17 protein-coding genes are annotated in these 25,644 nt (G+C 40.9%); 7 read left to right on the forward strand and 10 right to left on the reverse strand.

Annotated elements, in window-relative coordinates; all coding sequences use genetic code 11:
• Nucleotides 1-96: 96 nt before the first annotated feature.
• Both RMX89_RS11060 and RMX89_RS11065 read left to right on the forward strand, forming a co-directional pair.
• Entirely contained in the window at nucleotides 97-687 is a 591-nt protein-coding gene (locus tag RMX89_RS11060; protein ID WP_322670996.1) for a DUF1517 domain-containing protein, read from the forward strand.
• Nucleotides 688-769: 82 nt separating this feature from the next.
• The gene (locus RMX89_RS11065) at nucleotides 770-1,654 is read left to right on the forward strand and encodes a hypothetical protein (protein ID WP_322688950.1); all 885 of its coding nucleotides are present in this window, start codon (nucleotides 770-772) and stop codon (nucleotides 1,652-1,654) included.
• A 605-nt stretch (nucleotides 1,655-2,259) separates the two neighbouring features.
• Here RMX89_RS11065 and RMX89_RS11070 read toward each other — a convergent pair.
• Entirely contained in the window at nucleotides 2,260-2,628 is a 369-nt protein-coding gene (locus tag RMX89_RS11070; protein WP_322688951.1) for a hypothetical protein, read from the reverse strand.
• A gap of 188 nt (nucleotides 2,629-2,816) precedes the next feature.
• On the reverse strand, nucleotides 2,817-3,590 hold the full coding sequence (locus RMX89_RS11075) for a hypothetical protein (protein WP_322670874.1): 774 nt from the start codon (nucleotides 3,588-3,590) through the stop codon (nucleotides 2,817-2,819).
• 614 nt (nucleotides 3,591-4,204) lie between these two features.
• Between RMX89_RS11075 and RMX89_RS11080 the strand changes: the two genes are divergently transcribed.
• Entirely contained in the window at nucleotides 4,205-4,894 is a 690-nt protein-coding gene (locus RMX89_RS11080; protein ID WP_322688952.1) for a hypothetical protein, read from the forward strand.
• 10 nt (nucleotides 4,895-4,904) lie between these two features.
• Here the strand turns inward: RMX89_RS11080 and RMX89_RS11085 are convergent, their stop codons facing one another.
• Nucleotides 4,905-5,312 carry a hypothetical protein gene (locus RMX89_RS11085; RefSeq protein ID WP_322684173.1) on the reverse strand — a complete coding sequence of 136 codons (408 nt, stop codon included), beginning with the start codon at nucleotides 5,310-5,312 and terminating at the stop codon, nucleotides 4,905-4,907.
• A 67-nt stretch (nucleotides 5,313-5,379) separates the two neighbouring features.
• On the opposite strand from RMX89_RS11085, the gene RMX89_RS11090 reads away from it, so the two are divergent.
• On the forward strand, nucleotides 5,380-6,045 hold the full coding sequence (locus RMX89_RS11090; RefSeq protein ID WP_322688953.1) for a class I SAM-dependent methyltransferase: 666 nt from the start codon (nucleotides 5,380-5,382) through the stop codon (nucleotides 6,043-6,045).
• A gap of 54 nt (nucleotides 6,046-6,099) precedes the next feature.
• Here RMX89_RS11090 and RMX89_RS11095 read toward each other — a convergent pair whose 3' ends face one another.
• The 4 genes from RMX89_RS11095 to RMX89_RS11110 form a co-directional block, all read right to left on the reverse strand.
• Complete coding sequence (locus tag RMX89_RS11095; protein WP_322670877.1) at nucleotides 6,100-7,806, reverse strand: fasciclin domain-containing protein; 1,707 nt, start codon at nucleotides 7,804-7,806, stop codon at nucleotides 6,100-6,102.
• A gap of 740 nt (nucleotides 7,807-8,546) precedes the next feature.
• Complete coding sequence (locus tag RMX89_RS11100; RefSeq protein WP_322670878.1) at nucleotides 8,547-9,014, reverse strand: GNAT family N-acetyltransferase; 468 nt, start codon at nucleotides 9,012-9,014, stop codon at nucleotides 8,547-8,549.
• A 355-nt stretch (nucleotides 9,015-9,369) separates the two neighbouring features.
• Nucleotides 9,370-13,233, reverse strand: coding sequence for a CHAT domain-containing protein (locus RMX89_RS11105; protein ID WP_322688954.1), 3,864 nt, complete (start codon nucleotides 13,231-13,233; stop codon nucleotides 9,370-9,372).
• A 197-nt stretch (nucleotides 13,234-13,430) separates the two neighbouring features.
• Nucleotides 13,431-14,132: a hypothetical protein gene (locus RMX89_RS11110; protein ID WP_322688955.1), complete on the reverse strand. Its 702-nt coding sequence runs from the start codon at nucleotides 14,130-14,132 to the stop codon at nucleotides 13,431-13,433.
• 361 nt (nucleotides 14,133-14,493) lie between these two features.
• Here RMX89_RS11110 and dnaX point away from each other — a divergent pair, with 361 nt between their 5' ends.
• A complete protein-coding gene (gene dnaX / locus RMX89_RS11115) occupies nucleotides 14,494-17,856 on the forward strand; it encodes a DNA polymerase III subunit gamma/tau (RefSeq protein WP_322688956.1) in 3,363 nt (1,120 codons plus the stop codon).
• A 168-nt stretch (nucleotides 17,857-18,024) separates the two neighbouring features.
• Here dnaX and RMX89_RS11120 read toward each other — a convergent pair whose 3' ends face one another.
• Entirely contained in the window at nucleotides 18,025-19,431 is a 1,407-nt protein-coding gene (locus tag RMX89_RS11120; protein ID WP_322688957.1) for a glycosyltransferase family 2 protein, read from the reverse strand.
• A gap of 735 nt (nucleotides 19,432-20,166) precedes the next feature.
• Between RMX89_RS11120 and ebsA the strand changes: the two genes are divergently transcribed.
• Nucleotides 20,167-20,541: a type IV pilus biogenesis protein EbsA gene (gene ebsA / locus RMX89_RS11125; protein ID WP_322688958.1), complete on the forward strand. Its 375-nt coding sequence runs from the start codon at nucleotides 20,167-20,169 to the stop codon at nucleotides 20,539-20,541.
• 167 nt (nucleotides 20,542-20,708) lie between these two features.
• On the opposite strand, the gene RMX89_RS11130 is transcribed toward ebsA, so the two are convergent.
• Both RMX89_RS11130 and RMX89_RS11135 read right to left on the reverse strand, forming a co-directional pair.
• On the reverse strand, nucleotides 20,709-21,512 hold the full coding sequence (locus tag RMX89_RS11130; RefSeq protein ID WP_322688959.1) for a PEP-CTERM sorting domain-containing protein: 804 nt from the start codon (nucleotides 21,510-21,512) through the stop codon (nucleotides 20,709-20,711).
• Between the two features lie 435 nt (nucleotides 21,513-21,947).
• Nucleotides 21,948-23,378: an AAA-like domain-containing protein gene (locus RMX89_RS11135; RefSeq protein WP_322688960.1), complete on the reverse strand. Its 1,431-nt coding sequence runs from the start codon at nucleotides 23,376-23,378 to the stop codon at nucleotides 21,948-21,950.
• Nucleotides 23,379-23,852: 474 nt separating this feature from the next.
• Between RMX89_RS11135 and RMX89_RS11140 the strand changes: the two genes are divergently transcribed.
• Entirely contained in the window at nucleotides 23,853-25,403 is a 1,551-nt protein-coding gene (locus RMX89_RS11140; protein WP_322670885.1) for a PAS domain-containing sensor histidine kinase, read from the forward strand.
• Nucleotides 25,404-25,644: the final 241 nt, after the last annotated feature.

Below are 25,644 nucleotides of genomic sequence, written 5' to 3' on the forward strand. Positions count from 1 at the left end.
CCCAAGTGGAGCAACTGCCGTCATTGGGCATCGGGGATTGAACTAATGACCAATGACCAATGACAAATGACAAATGACAAAATTTTGGAGGAAAAAATGAGCAATCTTTTTAATAAAATGATCGGTCGAACTCGCTATGTTGTGTTTCGCCTATTTCTGCATTTAGGGGGAGGTGAAGTAGCGCCAATTTTGGGAGTCTTAAATAGTGCTGGACGGGATGCGATCGATGCCGATGGCGATTTAGAAGTTTTAGGAGAAGGATTGGTAGAAATCAGCCAAACCCTGCTGCAATACGATGAATATTGGCTTTCTGCTGCTAACGAAGGTGACGTATTTTTTAATGAGGGCGAAGCGGGAGATTACGTGAATGAATTATTTACTGACTCTGCCGAAAGATATCTCAGCGAACCAGATTACGCTTCCAATGGATCGAATGAACCTTTATCTATACCTGTAACCCGCAACGTCATTGTGATGATTACAGTAGCTTATGAAGGAGAAGTACCAGATTTGGAAACCGATCTTTCTAACGTTCAGGCGCTCAAGGAAGGATTGAAAGCATTGATAAATTTGCATTATAAACATAGATTAAAGGCAATTCAAGTGCATTTCTCTCCAGCACAGTTGGGCGATGAACTCACTAGCGATCAACTGTTGCAATATTACCCAGAATTGATTCCTTTGTAATTTGTTGTTGTAATTTGTTGGGTAGTCCGTACTTACTACTTAGATGATAAATTGTTAAGCTCAGAGATAGGACAATAATCCAATGATCATGACCATAGTACGTAAATTTACAGCCGTTTTTTTAGCTCTGAGTTTGTGTATCACAACTGTTGCTTGTGGTGGCGAGAACCAAAGTACTCCTCCAGCTAAGAACGTTAGCCAAACCTCTACTAATACAAAGTTGAGTGATGGTGAGTATCAAATACAACAAGCCACTTATGACGATGCAACTGGTGAATACAGCTTGTTTTTACTTAACAATAATCCTCCAACCTTTGCAACCGAAAATTTGCAAATGGCACGGTTAACTGATGATGAAATCAAGCAGGGTAAAAAAACCTATCTGAAGGTAGATAAAGGACAACCGATTTTATATCTGACGGAAGATTTTAAAATTGAGTACGTCCACAACGTTACCGAGAATAAAACCAATCCTCAAACAGGACAACAAGAGACGGTTGTAGTCCGTCGAGAAAATAATTTTTGGGCACCATTTGCTGGGTCTGTAGCTGGTAGCTTGGCCGGTCAGGCAATTGGTAGTATGTTGTTTAGGCCCCAGTATTATGTACCCCCTGTCTATCAATCAGGGCAAGGATTAAGTGGCTTTGGTGGATATGGCGGAAGCTATGGCCAAGCAGTTCAAAGTTACCAAACTCGCTATAATACGCAACCCGCAGCCGTGAGAAATCGCACTGCCTTCCGCAATACAGGGACAATTAGAAGGTCATATCCTGGAAATTCAAATGTACGCAATGTACCGCGTAGCACTACAGGTAATAACCGTCCTTCTGGTTCTGGTTTTGGTGGTAGCACCTTGCAACCCTCTGGCAGAGCCACTTCACCCAGACGCAATTCTGGCAGTGGTTTTGGTAGTGGGCGTAGTTCAGCACCTCGTCGCTCAACTGGTTTTGGCAGCAGACGCCGTTAATCAATTCCAAGTTTAATAAATAGACTGCCTAACAAGTTAAGGTAGTTGTGCATAAAGAAGCCGGAGGGTAACAAGTCAATCCTCCGGCTTCTCTTTATATATATGCAATTGGTAAGGAGGAATTATTAATTATTCGGTTAAATAATATGAAACACTAAATACAAATATTGCTAATAGAACAGGAATAATTTTACTAAAGTCTATGCGCTTTTGTTGAACCATTTCTAAACAAGACATCGGAATCATCATAGGCCAGAAGATAGCTGTGACTAAAAACATCACAACCGATAAAAATTTATCATCGGGAGTAGAAGTGGGATGACGCAGGGAAAATATTAACCAATTGCTTAAAAAATAGCATGACATTAACAAGTAACTAATAGTTAAAGTGAGTTGTATCTGATTCACTATGAGTACTCCTGATGTTATGTGAACTTCACTATAGCCTTTCCTGCTCTAGTGAGGTATACTATGAGCCTCAATAGTGGATTTTAAATTAGTAGAAATGAAGGGATACTTACTAAGTCGTTAGACCTAAATCAATTAAAGTTTGTAATAAGGACTAAAGTCCTGATAATCCTTGTTTTCTGTTTAATAATGCCTATCTATTTAGGAATGTTAACTATCAATATCGCTATGTAAACAAGCATCAAATCAAGAAAAATTATATTAACTATGAACCATATATTGATTTTATACCCTCTTGACTTAAAGTATAATACAATAGCCCTGTCGATTATTCCCACAGTTCCCGATGTATTAATTAAATAATTCGCAAGCATTGCCCAGGCGTAAACAAAACCATTTCCTCGTTGCTCGATTGGCGTTGTTAAGTGATTATAATACTGAGAAATAGCAAAAGTTCCAAAACAAATAGCATAACCTATTAGCCACTTGCTGTTCGGCATAATCTGAGCAATAAAAAAAGGAATAATTGTGGCTAATATAAAAAACAAGAGAAGAGAATCCAACATTTGCAATTTTTTCCTTTTTTACAACATATAGAAGCATTGCATACCGAACTCTGCAATTTATGTCAAATTTTTCCTTTTGGTTGTAGGGTATACTTAACCCTTTTGGAAAAAATTTTTTAAATTTTGGATGATGAATATTCACTATCACAATCCAAAACTTAAAATTTGGTCAGTTATGAGAGCAATAATCAAGCTGTCTTAAAAAATCGAATGATTTCGCGGACATGATCGAGAAATTGCCCGTCGGTGGAAAGTTGCGCGATCGCATTTCTAGCTTCTCTTGCCAAACGCTCATGTTCCGTTTGATTTGTCGCCCGTAATTCTTCTAAATTAGCCGCAATTCGGGCTAAATCTCTGCGAGTTTCTTCGGCAAAACGTTGTTGAGTTGCGGATAAGGAATAGGGTTGTTCTGGGTTGAGTTGATCTTCCAAAGACTGGATTTTTTGTTCCAATATAGAGAAGCGATCGCGCAGTTCCAAAATATCTTCGCGCGGATACTTCCATTCTTGGCGAATCATCGCTAACCGCGCATATAAATACTCATAAGCGCGAATCGCGGGACGCAGAATTGTTAATAATAAAGCTGCACCAGAACTTATATATCCAACTGTACTAATACCAGTGACAGCAAGAGTATAAAGACCAACAGCTGAGAATAAGTGTAAAGCAATAGCAACCCAGAGCGATCGCTTTGCCAACAATGTGACATACTTCACTTGTTTCTCATCAACTGGAATGCCTTTCTCAGTTGATTGTGCTGCTTCTGCTAAGACTTCTTTGGCTTGAAAATGCACATTCCACGGTACGGTAACAATTACCAACAGCCACCAAAAACTAGCACCACCAATCACCCAATCAAGAAAGTTACCTGTAGGTATGTGCAACCATTGTAGTAAGCCAAAAGCCACCAGCACCGGAACCACAATTCCAATAATGGAACTGATAAAAAAGTTGATATACATCTTACCCTGTCTCCGATGAAACTATACCTCGATCGTGACTGTACCCTAGCGGTTATACGTAAATGCTTGTGATAGTTTTTTGAGTAGCACATATCCTACTGTGCGGAATTCAAACCTTAAAAATTTTTGTGTTCAGAATCCTTGTGATAGTTTTTTTAATAGCACATATTCCACTGTACGTCATTCAAAATTTAAAAACCCTTAATCTAGTTTTTCCACAACTGCGACAAACTTAGCTTTATTTCTTGAACTTTTTAAGCGTTAATTACCAATAAAAAGTTTCTCTATCCGAAGACATTGTATTTTTGACTTCGGAACAATAGCCTCATGCAATCATTGATCAAAATTTACAAGAGGTGGCGCAGAACTTTTACCCTGATAAAAAAATTTCAATTCATCAACCAAATTTTAAATAAAAACTTCTAATTTAGTCTCGTTATTAATTGTCAACTAGCTATTGGTAGATTGACAATTTTATTTTTTATAAGATATTTTGACGATTAAATATTTAAATATACTCATAAATAAAAATTAAACAGTAAGATAGCTGAGTTATCCTTTAATACCTCACTTTTTGTCTAACTTCAGTAATTAACAATTTGTAAAAAATCACTATGTCAATCTTTTTTTTTAATCAAAAAGCTCCTAAATTATTCACCAAATTATCAGTTGTAACAGCTCAAACCGCTTTCAGCTTAATACTATTATTCAAAACTGATTCTGCTCAAGCTTTGGCAGCCAAATTCAATATTGACCCCAGTGCAAGTTTTATTTCCTCATATACATTTAGTCCTGACAGCGTACCTTTTTCTCTAACAAACTTGGGAGTTAATTCAGGGGACACAATTAAACTGGAACGGTTTGGCAGTTTTTCACCCTTTGACGATCCGACTGACGAATACTTTGGTGCAATGTGGGCTACTTTCAGCGCTGACAATAGATTGCTACCAAATACCGGAGAGTATAATGGCGCAACGACTGACAGAGTTCCTGGTGCTATTAATCCAATTCTTCCCAACGGTTGTCTTCCATTGCAGTGTTTAGACAATAGTATTTTTTACATCTCACGTGTAGATTTTAATGGTGCTATTGTACAAGTTCCCATTGATGCAAAATTTATATTTATTGGTGCTGCCGACAGTTCATTTGTTGATAATGTAGATTTAAATCAAGACTTTGCTGTTGGTATCAATTCTGTATCTACTGCTAGTGTTCCTGAACCCAATTTTATGTCAGGTTTACTGGCATTTGGTGTTTACGCTACTGGTTTGCAATTCTTACACAACCGTAAAAAAGCACTTTGATGACACAGGTTTACTCAACTAAGTAACTGCGCCAGGTTGGTTGAGTATCTTTACTACCCTTTTCTGGAATTAGCGATCGCCAAGTTTTACCTTCTTGCTGAATTTGCAAGTAAACGTCAAAGGGTTGTTTTGGTTGCGTCAAGCGCCGTTTTGGTAGCTTGAGAATCAAGTCGTAGGTTCCCCGAACGTGGAAAGCTGGTAAATTTTCAATCGTCAGTGGTTGTTCTTGGGTAATTGATAGCCGCTTGATTTCAAATCCTTGAAAATCTAAATCCAACTGTTGGCTAAGTTTTTGTTGAGTTTGTTCTAGCCCAAGGGCGATCGCTTTTTGCACTAAATCGCTAGTTGGTAGCAGTCCAATACTGCCACAAGCTGTCACTAGCACCAGCAATATTGCTGTCAAAACTAACCGCACCATGTTATTCCTGAGATTCCACTTATCAGCGATAGTATAACTGTAGTTTCTCTCAATTCTCCGATCTATCATGCCAAAACAGTCTATAGGTCTTGATAACCAACTTTACAATTATCTTTTATCTGTTTCGCTACGAGAACCAGAAATTCTTGGGAAGTTGCGCCAAGAAACCGCCAATCATCCCCGGAGTGGAATGCAGATTTCACCAGAACAAGGGCAGTTTATGAGCCTTCTGGTGCAGTTGATTGGAGCGAAAAAAACCTTAGAAGTTGGAGTCTTTACGGGTTATAGCTCGCTTTCTGTAGCTTTGGCACTACCGCCTGATGGCAAGATTATCGCTTGTGATGTGAGTGAAGAATTTACTGCGATTGCTCGGCGGTATTGGCAAGCATCTGGGGTTGCTGATAAAATCGATTTCCGATTGGCACCAGCTTTGGAAACTTTAGATAAGTTATTAGCAACTGGACAAGCCGAAACTTTTGATTTTGCCTTTATTGATGCTGATAAAGAAAATTATGATGGATATTATGAGCGATCGCTGCAATTAGTTCGTCCAGGTGGATTAATTGCGATCGATAATGTTTTATGGTCTGGACAAGTAGCTGATAAGCAAAATCAAGATGAAAGCACCCAAGCAATCCGGGCGCTAAACGAAAAGTTACATCATGACGAACGAGTTACCCTCTCCCTTGTCCCCATCGCCGATGGACTTACTTTAGCAATCAAGCGACGTTAATACAGCAAGAGCGCACAACTAACTGTGCGCCCTTATTGCATGTTCTACTTCTATTTACCTGAAGTTATAGCCAATTCCTAACTGTAGTCCTACATCAGTATCATCTACAAAAGCAGCATTTACACCACCTGTTAGCGTAAGTCTAGAACCGAGAGGAATGTCTACACCACCTGTTAGTAGTAATCCAATATCAGTATCAGCATTAGCTTCAATTGCTACACCAGCACCGATGTAAGGAGATATAGCAAAGGTTCTTTCACCCACTGAACCTGCTCTGCGGGGAGAAAAATCTAAAGTCACGGGAACTAGAAATATTGTATCGTCCCCGAAGATTACCGATGGTCGCACTGATATATTGTTTGTCAGACCAAGTTTACTGATCACTGTAAAGTTAGTGTCGCTCAGAGCTGTATCATCGCCGCTCAAACCAATGTTACCACCAACTCCGATATAGCTTCTGCCACCACGAGTACTTCTACCTACGTTAACATCAGGTGTCCCATTTCCTGTTGGTGGCTGATTTAACTGACTGATGTTAACATCAGGCGGAATCAGGACTTGGTTAATTGCATGGATAACACCATTGCTAGCTTTCACGTCCGCCTGGAGAACTCTGGCATTATTTACCGAGACTTGACTGTTAGCGGAATCGATTTTAATATTTACAGGTCTTCCTTCATCGGTTGTCAACTCCCCTGCTGAGAGTTGACTAGAAGTTACCGCACCGGGAACCACGTGATATCTCAAAATTTTAACTAACGCTTCTCTGTTTTCTGGTTGCTCTAACTGTTGTAAGGTAGCAGCAGGTAAAGCAGCAAATGCGTCATTGGTGGGAGCAAAGACTGTATAAGGGCCTGGCTGTTGAAGAATATCTGCTAAACCGGCTGTCTTTAATAAAGAAGTCAGAGTTGTAAAAGAACTACTGGATGACGCTAGAGCAACAATATCAGTACCGGCAGGAGTTCCAGCTACAACGTACTGACTAGCTGGAAGATTGCTAGCAATGGGTTGCGCCCGTCCTTGTTTAACTAAAGCTTGATATAAAAGTGCTGCTGCTTCAGCACGAGTCAAAGACTGTTGCGGATTGAGTTGTTTTACATCTGGGTAGTTGACAACAAGATTACTTACTGTCGCTGCTGCCACACTGCCAACAGCATACTCTGGGATAGCTGAGGCATCGTTGTAGTAAGTAGTGAGAGTACTTGTATCGCCACCAGTTAAACCTAAACCACTACTTAAAGCAACGATCCCCTGCACTCTAGGAATTTCTTGATTTGGTCTAAACACGTTCCCAGGATAGCCTGCCAAAAATCCAGTTTCGTAAGCGTTTTGAATTGCAGCAGCGGCCCAGTAGTTAGCAGGAACATCACTAAATCCACCTGCACTTAATTGTCGGACTCGGTTTTGGTTACTGAAAGCTTTTTGAATCAAAGCAGCAAATTCTGCACGAGTCACAGGCTGATTTGGTCTATAAGTGCCATCAGGAAAGCCACTAATCACGTTATTCTCAGCTAGGGCTTGAATGAAGGGACGCGCCCAATAATCTGAGGAAACATCAGACAGGTTAACTGTTGACGTAGGCGATGGTGTCGCAGGTGATGGTGTTGCAGGTGATGGTGTATCAGGTGATGGTGTCGTAGATGGAACAGGGGTTTGAGATGAAGCTGGGGCAGAAATTATGATGGGGGTTATTGTAGCAGCTGTCATTCCCAGAACTAGCAAAGCAACCTTTGTTGATGACCAACGAGACAAACTAGACATGGAAATATCCTCTTTTCAATTTCTTGGGTTGACTATATGGAAAATACTGGATGCAAGGTTAAGTGAATACAAATATCTAGATGATTATTTGGTTCGCCTCGACATGAAAACCAGAAATGAAACCTGTTAGCTCTGGAAAATTAATACGCTGGACATTATGAGTAGCTGCTCTGATATCTCATAACGTTTATCCTCATGTGCACCACACATAGTATCGAATTCCTATTTTTTTTTAAGAACCGCAGAGTACACTAAAAATAAGCATGGCTCCTGTGGTAATATAATATGTCGCAACAATAAAGAGAATTAATGCAAGTAGGCGATTTTATTCAGTTCTAAAATTGCAGTCAAGCAGTAAAATAATTGGCCTTTAATAGCCGTCTCTTTATAATTGCCGAGGAGGGTTAATGCCGTTAAACTCAATGTATCATGATCTTTAGCAAGATTTAAGAAATAAAATCAATCTTGGCGATATGGTGTATTGTTAATCTTTTATTGTGATTATACAACTAACTCAGGGCTGGATTTTGAAGAAAAACTTTCACTCTTTAGATAGTTGTCCTTGATGGTAAATTTTCAAATACTAGACGGGAAATTAGCGATCGCAATCCAAAATTTCGAGCCTGATTGCGCCAAGATTTTTGGCTAAGAATTATTTTTTTCCAAAAGACTATTTTATAAAAGCGAACCCAAAGATAAACTAGGATTTTTGTAAGCTGGCTAATCTGTATAAATTTTGCTCACAACTCCTCTGGAGGTAGGGCAACAAATCCTGTTTTTAGTCCACGCTTGAATCCTGCTTTTTCATAGAAGTGCAACGTCTCCTCGTTTTTTGAGCCGCTTAGAAGCATCACTTTATAGCACTGTTGCTGCCATGCTAAAGCTAAGGCATAATGCAGCACTTGTGTACCAAATCCCTGTTGTCGATAATCGAGATGGGTAACAACATTTTCAATAATGCCGTATGGACGTGCGCCACGCGTCAAGTTGGGAACAATAGTTAAATTACATGTTGCTACTAACTGCTTATCAACATCAGCCACAATGTAATACAAACGGGGATCATCTAAAATTCCATCCCAGATAGATTGTAAGACATCATCAGTCGGTAGAGGCGCATCGACAGGATTTAGATGCTTATATAAAGCCAAAAGTTGGGGAAGTTCGTCGCGTGTAATTAGGCGAACGGTAATTATAGGTTTAGACAAAGCTGTAGTTCGGCGTAAAAATTTATCGTTGCGATAAGGCAGGAGGAAAGAAAGTTTTAGTCTAGTTTACCTCTCTTCACATAGTTTAGTTTTATTGTGCCAACTTACTTAGTTTGGTTTTTTCTGCCGACTTACTTATATAGTTCTGCGTAAGCTTTAAGTACTATATTTCTGGTTTCTGATTTCATATTTATTTTTAATTTTCACTTTTGCCATTAATTTTAAGACCACAGTGAATTCATCCAATTTTTGTATATAATTAGACTATTTTAGTGAAATCATTGAACTTTTAGAGAGGTGAAGCTAAAAACAAGTATCTGGCTAATTTTATGGCTGGAATAAAAGTTTCAAAGTATTAATTAGGCTTACCCATAATTGTAAAAGCTGCCCAATAATAAGGATGATTATAAAGATTTTTATCTGATGCCATTTTACTATTTCTATATAGTTGGGTCGCTAAATAAGTTTGAATTCTTACTTCTTCTGGATGCAGATTATTCAAAATATCTTCATACCATTTTGTCAGTTCTCCAGCAGTTAGTTCTTTCAGCCATCGTGTTGCTTCAGCTAAGGCAGTAACTGCTGATTTATTGGGCTGTAATCGTCGGTAAAACTCGATCATCACTAAGGCGCTAGCCGAAGATTCTACACTCCAAAGAGTACTCACTACATGAGGTACGCCCTGAGTGACAAAACCACTGACTAAACTCACATATTCGCTGCTGATAGTGTAGTTGTTAGTACTTAAATTTTCACAGGCAGAGAGGGTAATAAGGTTGTAACTATCTAGATTTTGTTGGCAGATTTCATCTAGAGTAAGTCTGTCTTCACCCGCTAATGCTAATTCTGATTTTTTAGGTTCAGTTAAATTATTAGTAACATGACCTGTAAAATGCAAGATATTATAATTATCAGATAGGGCATTTTCAACAATACTTTTCGTAGCTTCTGCCCCTTGAATTCGTTGGATATTATTGAACATCTGACTAACAATTTCAGACTCTAATTTGGCAAATTTAAGCGTGGGATAACCTGTACTTTCAGGATGTTCAACACTGAGCAATAACTTATTTTGCCACTGCCAAATATCCTCAGTTCTAATTGATAAACCTATTTGGGCACTAGGTAGATAGGTGACGCTGAAATTTGATTCCACATTCGGTAACTCTTCCGGCGATGGCGAAGAAAGATGGAAAAGTGTATGAATGGGCAATCTGTACAAGTCACGGTGAGGAATTAAAACCAGTTGGGTGATACCTTCGAGTTCCTGTGCAATTGTGGAAATATTCAATATTTCATACAGTTGCAACAGCTTCTCTTCCATCTCAACTCGCCAAGAATGGTGACTTTTACTTTCTTTGTCGTGGGCTGTGCTGCGATATTCTTGGTATTGTTGATGCCAATCTTCTAACCAAATTTCAAATTCAATTAGGCGTTGCACTGCTTCGGGTAGAGGCAATTCATTGAGACGGATAGCATCTTCTCCTAAAGGTATTACCCCAGTATCTTGCATGGGTGTAAACAGGAGAATTGGTGATGGTGCTTGGTCTTTGAGAATGAAAGTATGTAGGGCAACTGGGCTAATATGCCAGTAAATAATTGCTGTTGTGGGATTGAATAGTTGTTGAATTGCGCCATAATAAGGCGAGTAAATATTATCATTCCAGCCAGAAAGCAGCCAGTTTAAACAAGCATTTTTACCTTGTTCGGCAATTTCCCAAGCTTCTACTAAATCACCTGACTCCACAGCTAAATCAACTGCTAATTGATCGAAGCCGGTAAATTTTAAAGCTAACTGTTTTTTACTTTCGTCTGAGCGAGTTTCTTCACTCAGTAATTGTCGCAATAAATCTGTCCCACGTTGCAGCAATTCTTGAACTTGTGTTGTGTGTCCCAAACCCATCAGCACTTTGCTTAGAGATTGTAAAACCTCTAGATGCAACTGGGGAAAATATTCTAGTGTCAGGGTTAACAGCGCTTGATGATACTCAGATGCAGCTTTGCGCCAATAATCGCGGGGATTGGTATGTTTTTTGCCTTGCTCATAGTAAGTATTAGCGATCGCAAAATGCAATCTACCCCAACCTTCTGGATGGGTATCTGTTCGCAGATGCTTTAACCCTTCTTCGTAGCTGGCTAATTTTCCTTCGTAGCCGCCCTGTTGTAAGGCAGGATTTGTCGCGATGATACTACTCGACAAATTTAGTAATTCGTCAGAATCTACTACTAAATGACCGATCGCAGTTCCCCGACCAATCCAAGCTTCCCAATAATCTTGTTTAATTTGCAAAGCGTTGTCATAACAGCCGATCGCTTCGGCAAATTGTTCTAAATAAAACAGTGCTACTGCTTGATTATACCAAGCTAAGTGGAAGTCGGGTTTAATGGCGATCGCTTGTTGATAGGAGGCGATCGCTTCTTGTCTCCGCCCTAAGTTGTCTAATGCTATACCCCGGTTGTACCAAGCTAAGTAGAAGTCAGCTTGAACTGAAAGTGCTTTGTCCCAGGAAGCGATCGCTTCTGACCACCTGCCTAAATTAAACAGCACTACACCCCGATCTATCCACACTTCGTGGTACTCTGGGTTAATTTCTATAGCTCTATCGTAAGATATAATCGCTTCGGCAAATTGTTCGCTGACAGCTAGGGCTATGCCTCGGTAATACCAGTTTTCCTGGTCTTCTGGTTGGAGTTGTAGCGCTTGGTCATAACTAGCAATAGCTTCTGGTAGCCAACCTAATTTCAGCAGTGCCAAACCCTTGCTAGACCACGCTTCTTGATAGTCTGGCTTGATTTCTATAGCTTTGTCAAAAGAAGCGATCGCTTCTTCAAAGTATCCTAATTCTCCGAGAGTTCCACCCCGGTTGTACCAAGCTTTGTAAAAGTCTGGTTTCAGTTCTATGGCTGTTTCATAAGACGCGATCGCTTCATCAAAACGTTCTAAATGGAACAGCGTTAAGCCTCGATTAAACCAATATTCGGAAAATTCGGGTTGCATTTCAATGGCTTGGTCATAAGATGCGATCGCGCCTAGCAAATCGCCTGTTTTCGCTTGGCTTAAACCTTGGTAAAACCACCCTTGAGCGTGGGTAATCGGATTATCGTTATGCCGCTCAATAATACCAGGAGAATTACTGCTTTGAACTGCCAAATCTGAAGCAAGTTGCTGGACTAAATTGGTACTTTGATCCAACTTCACCCATAACTCATCTAAAGTATTAGCCACATTTGGCTCTAAATTCGTCAAAGTGTTATCCCAGGTTTCCACCGAGGGAGACGTTGCTAACTCAGTCCTTTGTCTCGTGGAAAGAAGATTTGCCGGTGTAGTAATTTGAACAATTTCTTCGTCGAACCGAAGTTGAGTTAACAAGCTGATTGTATCTTCTGCTGTCGGTAGGGGGATATTTTCTGGTATTGTGGCTTGGGTGTCTTCCCTTTCATATTCCGATACCAGTTCCTCGAACTTTTCGGGCGATTTCTCCTCAAAAGAGGCATTTTGAGGTGCTGACGTTATTGGTTCAACATCTGGCACATCATATTCCCATAATTGTTCGCCAAAGCTAAGGATTAGCTCTTGTCCGGGAGAAGTTGGGATAATTTCTTCATCGGTTGTAGTTTCGATTACATCCGGCTCATCATACTCCCATAACTGCTCGCCCAAATCGCGGATCAGTTCTTGCCCAGGAGTAGTTTCGATTACATCTGGCTCATCATACTCCCATAACTGCTCGCCCAAATCGCGGATCAGTTCTTGCCCAGGAGTGATTTCTAGACCATCTAGATCATCTTGTGCCTGATTGTCCTGATATTCTATCTCTGTAGGTAAGTTTTGCATTAGCCGAATGCCAATGTCATAAGCAACTTCTCCAATTCTGCCAACACCAAGTTCCCCTAATTGCACCATTTGTGTTGCTAAAAGAGGATTTGGTGTAGGTGAAGCTAGTAAGCTTTCACCAAACATCACCAACCAGTCTATCCAACGTTCAGCCGGAATGCGATTTTCGATTCGTTGCAGATACCTCAATGCCCACTGTCGTCCTCGTGCTTGATGCACGCCTTCTAACAATTGGATAAACAATTGTTCCAGATCCGCATTGGTTAGTTCTGGTGGTACCCCCACCAGATTGCGTCCTCTCGAAGCCTTGAGAGAACTATTCTGTTTACTTGCAATGAGGCGCTTTAAAAACCTTTTAAGCGACTGCGATATCCGCCTGAGCATCTGCCACACTCTTGGATTTTGTTTTTCTAGATTGTAGCCATCGTTGTCTTAAAAAAATCATCAATTACGTAAAAATCCATTAGATTCGGACAGCGCTTCCGTAGCAGGTTAGCAAAAAATATACAAATCTTCAAGAGCATAGCATTACAACGTAACAATTCCCAGATTTCACTCTTGAATTTGATTCTCTCCAGCAGTTAATTTTCAGTTTGCTCTGTAGTCGATTGACCACCAGGATATAACTGACTAATTAATGCCTGAACAAGCACTTGTGGATCGTCTGTTTCAACGGCAAGTTGTTGAGCAATCTGCTGACGTAAATTTTCATCCTCCTGCAACATGACAAACAACTGTTCTAGGGTGACAGTTTGGTATTCTCCCTCTGGGAGGTTCTCTGGCGCATCTGCTGACTCCGATACTGAGGCAGTTACCTCAGAGGGCAAAGAAGTAGTGCTAAAAGCATCTGGCCCTTCATATTCCCAAATTGGTTCGCCTTCATTGCGTGTCAACAACTGCATCCCGATATTATAGGCAACATCTCCAATTTCTCCGACGTTTAACTCACCCAATTGCACTAACCGCGCAGCCATTTCATTATTTGGTGTCGGAGATGCGAGCAATCTGTCGCCAAAGCGCCCTAACCACTCAACCCAGTCTTGAGTTGTGATGCGATGTTCGATATTATGCAGCCACTTCTGTGCCCATGCTTCCCCTCGTGCTTGATGTACTCCTTGCAACAGTTCGTTGAAAAGAAATTCCAGATCCGTATCGCTTAAGGGTGGTGCTGGTTCTTTTTCTACATTCCCCCTAGATTTTGAGGTAGTCTGTTTTCCACCAAACAAGTTCTGAAAAAGCTTTTTGAGCCATTGAAATAGCCGCTTGAGCATCTGCTGCACCATCGAGTTTTACTTTATCTATAAAATTGTAGCGATCGCACTGGACTATGATAGTTCAGTCAATAAAACGTATAGTCATTTGTCATTTGTCAAGAGTTATTCTTCTCTGCTTCCCAGTCTCCTTAAATAGAACAAATGTACTAAATAATATGCTATAATTCCCATACATTGATGTTGAAATCATAGTAGAGGATAAGCTCTGGTTGCTTGCTTTCCTGAGTGCCAAAATTTACGGCATTAGTTGAGTCTTGGGCTATGGCAACATCGATAAATAAAGCCAGGTACGAGAGTTTAAAATAATTGAATCCTCAACTCGACTCGGTGCTACTAATTCACTTTGAAAGGCATTGAAGTCTATATTTCCATGTCTTACGAACCCCTGCACCACAAATATCGCCCCAAAAGTTTTGCTGAACTGGTGGGCCAAGAGGCGATCGCCACCACCCTCACGAACGCGATCGGCACATCCAAAATCGCCCCTGCCTACTTATTCACCGGGCCAAGAGGTACGGGGAAAACTTCTAGTGCCCGGATTTTGGCTAAATCCCTCAATTGTCTCAAAGGCGATCAGCCCACGGCTGAACCCTGCGGCGTGTGTGAGGTTTGTCAGGGGATCGCTAAGGGCTACACCCTAGATGTAATTGAAATCGATGCCGCTAGTAATACTGGTGTCGATAATATCCGCGAGTTGATTGAAAAAGCCCAGTTTGCTCCTGTCCAGTGTCGCTACAAGGTTTATGTAATCGACGAATGCCTAACTGGAGATTCTCTGGTCTTGACTGATGAGGGACTTCACAGAATTGACGATCCCAAAATTAAAGGCAAGAAAGTACTGAGTTATAACGACTCATCTCTTAAGTGGGAATTCAAGAAAGTTGTCAAATGGTTAGACCAAGGAGAACGGCAAACCCTGGTTATAAAGACAACTAACCGAGAAATTAGATGTACGGGTAATCATTTAATTAGGACAAACCAGGGATGGCTACAAGCATTGGACGTAAAAGAAGGAGTGAAGATACTATCCCCTGTGAATGCGGATGCGGCATCCTCATTTACAAATTTGGTATCGATGGACGTACTCGGAGATTTGCTAGCGGACACCAGTTTAAAGGCAATACATCAGGGCAAAAATCATACGACCTGGAATCTATCCTTAAACAAGCCGAATTACTCCGACCTTTCTGTGCTTGCGGGTGTGGAGAAAAGCTTGATATTCCAACCTTTTTACAAAAAAAGGGGCGAGGAATCATCAGTATCCAGTCTCGCTGGAAAAAACATCCATATAAAAAAGGACACGGAATTTGGGAACTTAGAACAGAAAAGTTCCTTGCAGATGCGGCAGTTATACAACCAAATGCATTTGGGCTTATCTACGGAACCTTGCTTGGAGATTGCTCTATCAGTTATCCCAATAAATACAGCAGATTCCCTAGATTGTGTTGGACACACTCAGAAAAGCAGCAAGAATGGTTGGAATATAAAGCCTATCGCCTTCAAGAATTGCGTCCAAAACTGCGAATTACATCTAACAAAGGATACGGAAACATATCAGTTACCTGTAACACAGGTTGCCATCCCCAACTCAAAGATGTCTTTGACATCGTTAAACCGAATAGGGATAAAAAACTCGTCTCTATGGACTGGCTTAATCGAATTACCCCAGAAGGAATTGCTTGGTGGTTTTGCGATGATGGTTCACTTGCCCTCAGTCCAGAAGGAAGTCCACAAATTCAACTACATACCGAAGGATTCTCTGCCGCCGAAAACCAACTCATTGCTACTTGGCTTACAGCAATGGGATACTCAGCAACAACAAAATTTTACACCAGAAGTAGTACAGGCAAGACATACCACTATATACGGTTGGGGGCAAGCACCAGTAGAAAATGGCTGGCAGACCTTAAACAATATTCCACCCCCTCAATGGATTACAAGTTTGGAGACAGTCGAATCTGTTCACCTCGCTGGGATCGAGCGAGTCTATGACATTGAAGTAGCAGATAATCATAACTTTGTGGCAAATGGGCTTTTGGTACATAATTGCCACATGCTCAGTACCCAGGCATTCAATGCGTTACTTAAGACATTAGAAGAACCACCAAGGCACGTGGTTTTTGTATTGGCGACAACAGACCCGCAAAGAGTGTTACCAACGATTATTTCGCGCTGTCAAAGGTTTGATTTTAGACGTATTCAGTTAGAGGCGATGGTGAAGCATTTAAGTGCGATCGCCTTTAAAGAAAACATTCATATTTCACATGATGCTGTCACCCTAGTAGCCCAACTTTCTCAGGGAGGCTTGCGAGATGCCGAAAGTCTACTCGATCAATTGGGCTTGTTAGCAGGTGAAGTGACACCAGAGCGAGTTTGGGATTTGGTAGGGACGGTAAGCGAACAGGACTTGTTAGCGCTTTTAAATGCGATCGCTCAAGATAAACCGGAAGCAGTTCTAGACTGTACTCACTACATTTTAGATCGCGGTCGAGAACCCCTAACTATTCTGCAAAATCTCGCTGCTTTTTACCGCGATTTACTGATTGCCAAAACAGCACCCAACCGCCACGATTTGGTTGCTTGTACTCAGCAAACTTGGACAGCACTGGTTGAGTTTGCCCAATACTTCGATATGAAGGTGATATTGGAGGGACAGAAACACCTGCGAGAAGCTGAAGTGCAAATTAAAAACACCACCCAGCCGCGTTTGTGGTTGGAGGTAACATTACTAGGATTGTTACCCAGTGCGACGGCGAATATTCAGCCACAAGCCCCAAGTGTCGCGCCACGAGTTAATAATACATTTGCTGTATCTCCAAGCTATCCTCCAGTAGTTGCCCAAAATCACCCAGTCTCTTCTTTACCTGTAGCTGAACCGCAAACAAATCATAATTCTCTAAACCATCATCAAGCGGCTGCCCAAAATCAGCCCGTCACTTCATCTCCCCCAGTTGAACAGCAAACAAATCACAATTCTGCTGCTAACTCAGTTTCACCACCAACTCCAGAACCTGTTGCTGTTCCTGTGCCATCGGTGAATATTGAACCAGTAACTTCAGAAGTTGTTGGCGAAGCAGAATATGACTTAACTCAGATTTGGCAACAAGTACTTGCCAACCTTCAGCCAAAATCAAGCCAAGAAATGCTGCGTCAAATGAGCCAACTCATCGAGTTCGACGGTGTTGTGGCTCGAATTGCTATTAAACAGGCATGGTATGACAAGGGAAACAAGGGAAAATCTTATCTACCGATGATTACGGCAGCTTTCCAGCAGACTTTCCAGCGTGAAATCCAGATCAATATAGAAAAAGGAACTTCTTCAAACTCTATCTCAGCCAAAAAAAATCCTCTCCCAAAAGACTCTACTCGCGTTCAGCAAGCACCCACACCTAGCTACAACCAGCAAATTCCGTCTCCAGCGCCAGCACCACAGCCAACTAATCCACCACCAGCACCAGAAAAAAGCGAGTTGGCAGCAAGAAATGGAAATGGCGTAAATGGAAATGGGGCAAATAGAAACGGGGTAAATGGAAACGGGATGCAAACTTTACCTCCACCTCCAAAACAAACACCCGCACCTGATTGGGAACCTGACGAAGTAGCGATCGCAGCTCAACGTGTAGCAGAATTTTTCAACGGACAAATCATCCGTTTTGCAGATGATTTTCCAGAATTCTCAGATTCCACAACTACACCAGAATGGGTAGAAGAAGCAGACGTGGATGATGAATAAAGAACTTTCAATTAAAAAAATATCCCATTGTAGGGGCGCAAGGCCTTGCGATCCTATGAATATACAAATAATTCTGGATAATTATTTTTGTCAGTCCCTAAAAAAAATGCAAAATTATTTTTGGTAATTTTGCATTTTTAATTTTTAATTTTTAATTTCCCAAAGGGGCTATTCCCCATGCCCAGTATGCAAGGTTTTCACCCATTTCAGGCGCTTTGGTCTTACCGACATCCGAGCAGTAGTGCTGCTCATGACGACTAACCAGTGCAACATATATAAACTGCCACGCAGGGTTTGCACCAGCATCGTAAGATGTGTAGAAAGTGGGAATTTTTGATCTTGACGTACCCGCTTCAGACCTGTAAACATCCCTACCATCGACATAGAAATGGACAAGCCTGTGATCGGACTTAACATTGGTGGACGATGACGAGCGATCGCCATTAATAAATCTGGTACTGCTGCTGTCGGTAAGATATACATAATCAGCATAAAAATCAGCAAATCCCAGCTTTTACGCCATCCCATCCGGTTTTTGAGAATTAAATCCCAATAATCTAAATAGCGCTGATAACCGCCTTCTGCCCAACGGTTGCGCTGATGCCAGAGTGAAACTGCATTTGTCACTCCTTCTTCTTGCACCGCAGGATGGAAAACACACTCAATATCCCATTTATCCAAATGTAAGCGGATTGTCAAATCCAAATCATCGGTAATAGTTTCTTCATTCCAGCCACCGCAGCTTTCCAAGGCGGAACGCCGGACAAATTGACCATTGCCCCGCAGTTCGCCAATGCCACCAAGGGCAGTCCGCTGTTGCTGAAACCAGGTATCAAGTGCCATTTCAGCCATTTGACCCTTAGTCCAAAAGTTTGCTTTAGCGTTGGCGATCGCTTTTCGCACCTGCACCGCCCCCACGTTTTCTCTTTGAAATAAAGGTATTACCTGTTGCAGTAAATCTGGTGTTACTTGGGCATCAGCATCAAATACTGCTATAATGTCGCCCTTTGTCAGCGGCAATACCTGATTCAACGCCCCCGATTTGCCACCAGTAGCTTCTGCTGAACGCCTTAGTACTTTCAGCTGGTCGTGTTTCTGTGCGAGTTCCGCTAATAAATGTGGCGTGCTATCACTGCTGCGATCGTCAATTATCCAAATTTCGTACTCCCCACCTGGATATTCCAGATTACAAAGATTTTTGACTAATTTAGCAATTACTGCTTCCTCATTTTTCGCAGCCACTAGCACAGAAACAGAAGGTAAATCTCCCTGTATTTCTTTTGGATAGCGACGGGATTTAGTAAACACCACCACCAAAGCATGAAATCCTAGAATGGTGGTCAGTCCTAGAATAAAAATGGAAGCCCAAGAAACTAAATGTAGAGCGATCGTGCCACTCCAGACGATAGTCAAGACTAGAGCTGCTTTGCCTCTACGACCTTGAAACCGGGATGTTAGAGACATAGAATCTGTCTCTAACACTGACTCCTCATCTACTGATAGGTCAGATAACAAGGAGTTGAGCGGATCGAGCTCTTGATAAGAATCTTCTTCGGGCCAGGAATTCGCTGGCATAGGTTAGGTTGCTTGATTCAAAAACCACTATTTGTCTACAGTTAGTAATTTTACGGACAAATATCCCTAAGCTACTTTTCCCGATATTAATCGGAATGGGCAAACTGCAATACCCGCTATCCCTAAGCCAAAAGCCGCTGGGACTACCTTTGTTGTCACCGCCACTGTGCGTAATTACCTCATATTAACCGCGTTTACTACTCTTAGACAGAAGCTTGATTCCTTTGATAGCCACTTCGGCAGGAAGCTTGTAGAGTCGGACTTTTCCTAATGAAAACTCCGGTTTGGGTAAAGTAATAGCAAGGTAGCAGCAGCTTTTTGTTGGGAAAAACTGCAATAACGGCATCCACCACTGTACAGTAGGGATTTTTAGTGTTACCGTTCCCAGATTCGATAACAGTTAATGCAGCATCATTGTAACCGAAATTTTAATATTTCTTAGTAGTAACTTCATTTATTGGGTATGGGGCATGGGGCATGGGGCATGGGGACTGGGGACTGGGGGACTGGAGAGCAGAGGAGTGGAGTTCAAAAACTCGTCAGCAAGTATCAAAGACTTATCCCTTATGCCCAATCCCCAATGCCCAATGCCCCATTCCCTATGCCCAATACCTAATCCCCAATGCCCAATCCCCAATGCCCATTCCTACTATGTGCTTTAGACACATCTTTGGGGAATACTACTAACATCCACTAATATCCCCAGTTGCTAACTAACTTGAGGAATATTTAACTATGTCTATTGAGCAACTCCAGCCTGCAACTCAACAACAAGCCAGTGTTTACTTACCTTATGTTCAGGGTGCTAGGCGCAATTTCTTACCTTATGCCATCAGTCTTTATCAAAAAGGGGTCTTGGAGGGACATCGGAAGATTGAAGCCAGCGAACATGTTCCCTTTGTCGCCTCCTGGAATGTTGCTACTTTACCCTCAGACTTAACCCGTTGCCGAATTCAGTTTGATGGCAATGCTGACCTGAGTTATGAACTGATGATGGCTAGTTTCGAGTTTATTAATTTTTTAATTGAACTTATGGATAACTATAAACGTTATCGTATAACTGATTTTTCACAACCATTTTATCGCAAACTACTGCGTATAGATGAATGATTCAACTCAGCCGGATTTGCAAAAGTCCGGCTTATTTTAAATTGATAGATAAATAAGTTCGTAGTAAGGACTTTAGTCCTTATTGTCTGAGATTATTTGCTCACAAGGCGCTGACGTTTACAATTCAGCTTCAGCCTTGTGAGCTTTTTTACAACAGGCTTTCAGTTTTAAAACGTCTTCCTAAGTCCGCTGTCTTTTCTTCTTTTCAGAACGATACCAAAACTAGCTACCATCAGAGTTCCGATAAGGGTAGCGGGTTCTGGAATAGAAGTTTCATTTATAGGTACTATGATTCTTAAATTTGCCAAACTAGCATTAGTTATGGTCAAGGATGTTACGCCTGGGAAACCTGGAATATCAGACTGGAAATCAAAGACCGTGGGAGTTAAATTACCATTGGGATTACTATATCGCTCCCCATATCCACTCACTTCAAAAGTACCTTGATATTTCTTTCCGGTGTTTGGGTCGGTGACAGTACCAGTGTAGAAAGCTTTTGTCAGATTAAATTCATCTTGAACTACTCCTTGAAATGTGGTTCCTGACAATTGTCCCTGGTAAAGAAAGGTAGTTAATTGACCACCAGAAAGCACCGGCGATGTCAAAACACCATCAAACGAGACAATTGGAATACCTTTAAAGTCAACAAAGTGATGCAGACTTCCATCGGAGCGTGTTTCTACCTGTAAATAGTCTGATTGGTATACAGGAACATAATTAGGATTATTATTAGTACCTAAGTTCCGGTAATAAGTTCCAGTATCATCCGTATCAATACGAGTAATACTATTATTGAAATTGGGATTATTTCTGGGCAGTTCGATAGTTCCTGATAATGTACCAGTGCTTTCAATTGTGATGAATTGAGCAGCAATTGCACTTGCTCCACTCATAGCGATCGCTACTGCCGCAAGACAACTACTGCTAACAGCCGCAAAACCTAGTTTAATCCCTGATGAACTCACTTTCATTAACAAACTGTTCCTTTATTTGTCGATAGTAAACACACCTAATATGCTGAGATTAATTGCAAGTTTATCTCATGCATGATTTATTATTCCCAAGCGAGTAATAGAAGTTTCATCGACAAAAAAAGTCTTATCAGTTGCTATTTTTAGCAAAACAGAATAAAGGCGTCAGAAGTCAGAATTCAGAATAAATTTTGTGCGACTGCTGGATGAATTAAGGGGTTTAACACCTCCACTCAATCTGCATATTTAGTGGTAAAAAAAACAGTGGCGGGTCTGAATTCCCCACTGATTCATTCTGACTTCGGAATTCAGAATAGCTGAATTATTCTTCATATCGCAAAAAATCAGTGATATTAGAGTGTTTTGACGAGCAAAATTTTGCCACTCAATTTGCAGGTAGCTTTCAAAGTAGCAGTGATTAACTAATTAAGTTAGTTAATCTAAACTAGAGAGGACTGATAACTGTTGATTTTCTTGTTTCAATTGTTCAACATGAGTATTATTGAAATGCTCACTTTTTTTGAAATATTGTTGGAAATATAACCGATATAATTCACACGCAGGAGTACTGCGTAGGCGTAGCCCGTCGTAGACATCGCCTTCTAAATTAATTAGCCCTATACTTTGTAATTTATATGCCAAGCTTGGCTCTAATTTCAGATAATTTGTAGTATTAATCACTTCATAAAAAGCATCTCCCAATTCTGGCTGATCTCGAAGTGCTAATACATATTGCCTTAGACACTGGTTATAAATTCCGGCTTCTGTGGGTGCTTGTTGCAATAACTGCCCTAAATCTCCTTTTAATCCACCTTTACCCACAAGGTGATACAATGCCAATCGCACCAAATAAGGATTTCCTCCCACCATTGCCATCAAACTATCGGCATCTTTACCATCTGTCCAATCGAAGCCGTGACGTTGTGCTAAATCCTGCACTTGCTCTTTCGTAAAGGGAGGTAAATTAATTGTCAAACCAATATTAAATAATGGCGATTGAGTGAGTTTTATGGGAACAAGAATTTCTGTTGAATAAACCAGAACCAGACGTAATTTTTGCCAAATTTCTACCCTTTTGGCTTGTTCATGCCACGATCGCACCAATGGTAGCAACTCTTGAGCAATTTCCTGATACTCAAACACCCAGTCCACCTCATTTAATACTAAAACCAGGGGACTTGAGAGCGCAGGCAGTAAATATTTTTGGAAATAGATAGAGCAGCCGACTTTGCTACCCATATCTTCATCCCAATAATCATTGAGTTTTGGTTCTAGCTGTAACTCCCAACTAACATTCGCACAGAACCAGCGCAAAAATTTATCCAAACTGGCAAATACTGCTTTGTCTGCTTGCTGAAAGTCCAAAGTTACGGTGTGAAAGCCTTGCTTGTTAGCGCGTGCAAGCAACCGCAAAACCAGAGAGCTTTTTCCCATCTTTTTGGGTGCTTTGATGCAAATTACACTCCCAGGTTCAGCCATTTCTGCGTAAGCGAGTTCTTCAATTGGCGGTCGAGGGATGTAAAATCTGGAATTAAGAGATACTGGGCCACTAGGAAATTCTAAGGATATCGCTGTGGCGGCTCGATTGAATTCCTTAATTAACTGCTGATGCGCTTCGCTAAAATGGTGATTTTCTAGAGTCTGGCGAAAGTTGGATTTATGTATTGGTTCTTTGTAAAAATTACTCAGTACTTGCCATAAATGAGCAGCGATTTTCTTGACACGTTCCTCGCCGTAGTGCGCTTCACTAGCTATATTGGTGTAGGTTTCTCCTTCCCACGAAGAACGCAATATCAACTCTTGGAGCGTCGTTAAACCGGTTGCTTGACTGGCTTTTAGTAGCAATACTAGTTCATCTATAGTCATTACTCATTGACTCTAATTCAGTATGATCTTTTCTCACACCATTAAGCTTTAGAAGTCAATGTCGGCTGCCTTGTATGCATAGCAGCTAGACTTGACTCAAAAAGCTACAAAAAAGCCTTGACAATTTTTTGCATCCTGAAATTATTTAGCGTGATTCAATCATAGAAATTTTTTTACAAATTTTTCGGGCTTTTTAGGTAATTATATGTGACTTGAACTACTTTTTTTAGACATATCTTAGAATGTAGATGCACAACAATGTAGCGATTTTTTCTAAGAGATTGCTATTGCGATCGCAACAGAGGTTACATTCTTCTAAATTCCATCCCAATTTATGATATGGGCTGATATATTCCTGACCTAAGTTACAGCCTAATAAACCAACTAGGCGATTTGTCCATAACTGAATCGTCAGGGTGCTAAAACAGCGTAGAGAGAAAGCTACAGAATATCTTCCTCATCGTACCAGCAGCTATGCATATCCAAGAACCCGCTACTCATGAATCAGAAGCTCCATTTTCAGTACAAGATTCTCAGAGTTTCCCAGAAGCCAAAGACTTATCTCTAGAAAATTTAGATACTTGCCAATGCTCACAAGCCGCCTTACAAATGGCATTAATCGCTAGTGGCTTGGGGTTGTGGGATTGGAATCTGGTAACTGACAAAACCTATTATGATTCCCAATGGAAAAGCATCCTGGGATATAAAGTAGAGGAAATCGACAACGATTATAAATCCTTTGAACAACTGGTACATCCACAGGATTTACCAAGAATTCGTCAGGTATTGCACGATTATCTCCAAGGATGCATACCTGTGTTTGAAGTCGAATTGCGAATGTTGACTAAATCCGGGGAGTGGAAGTGGATTTTGACTTGTGGCAAAGTATTCCAACGGGATAAATTCGGTAAACCAGTGCGGATGGTGGGAACGCACAAGGATATTAATCAGGATAAGGCGATGTCTACGACGGGCTGCGCCTACGCTACTCAACAATACCAACTATTTGAACAACTCCAAAGAGAAATTGCTCAACACCAGTCTACCGAAGACCAAGTTAAGGAAAAATCACAACAGCTAGAAACTACCCTCGAAGAACTCAAATATACTCAAAAGCAGTTATTGCAGAACCAGAAAATGGCTAATCTCGGTCAACTGGTGGCGGATATGGCTAACGAAATTAACAACCCCGTTAACTTTATTTCCAGCAATATCCATACTGCTAGTAAATACGCTGAAGATTTAATCAGAATTATTGAACTTTACCAATATTACTATCCCACGCCTACCCCAGTTCTTGCCTTACATTTGCAACACCTTGACCTTGGTTTCGTGAAGACAGAATTTTTTAAATTACTGTGGTCAATGCGAGCCTGTTCTGAGCGTGTGAAAGATATTGTTTTCGCTTTGCGGAATTTTTCTATCTCTGACGAAGGTCAAATGAAAAAGGTTGACATACATCAAGGATTTGATAGCGTTCTCAGGATTTTGCAACATCGTCTCAAAGAAAAACCTGATAGAGCAGAGATTAAAGTAATTAAAACCTTTGGGAAATTACCCTTAATTGAGTGTTACCCTGGTGAACTCAATCAGGTATTCATCAACATTTTAACTAATGCCATTGATGCTTTAGAAGAAAGGATGAAACACGATCATTCTTTTACTCCAAAAATTTTGATTCATACAGAAGTTGTTAGCAGTCATTTATCATTGGTCAATAATCATGAACCTTGGCTAAATGACAAACTACTAGGGAAAAAGCACAAAGTTATCATTCGCATTTTTGACAATGGCAAAGGTATGCTTCCCCATATCCAAAGACATATATTTGAACCGTTTTTTACAACCAAGCCAGTAAGCAAAAGTCAAGGACTAGGGTTATCAATTAGTCGGCAAATTATCGTTGAAAAACATCAAGGTAAACTTAAGTGTAATTCTCAATTAGGTCAAGGGACAGAGTTGGTGATTGAGATGAATACAACAGCAAGACACTATGCCGCAATTAGAAAACACGCCAACTTTTAGGTAATGAACGAATGGCACTAAGTTAAGATACAGCCCTTACTCCAACTAGTTCCCAGTCTCCAGGCTGGGAACGAGGATAGAAACACGCCAACTTTTAGGTATTTAACTTTGGGGAGGAGGTGTTAATTTTTGCAAGTCGATGCATTAACAAGGCGGCCGCCGCATTCACAATGCAAGTCGATGTATTAACCTGACTTTTCCCGTTAAGTCTTGAAAAGCTTGCTCACAAAGGATTTAGGAA

It is taken from the genome of Nostoc sp. DedSLP04, assembly GCF_034530775.1.
GTDB lineage: Bacteria > Cyanobacteriota > Cyanobacteriia > Cyanobacteriales > Nostocaceae > Nostoc.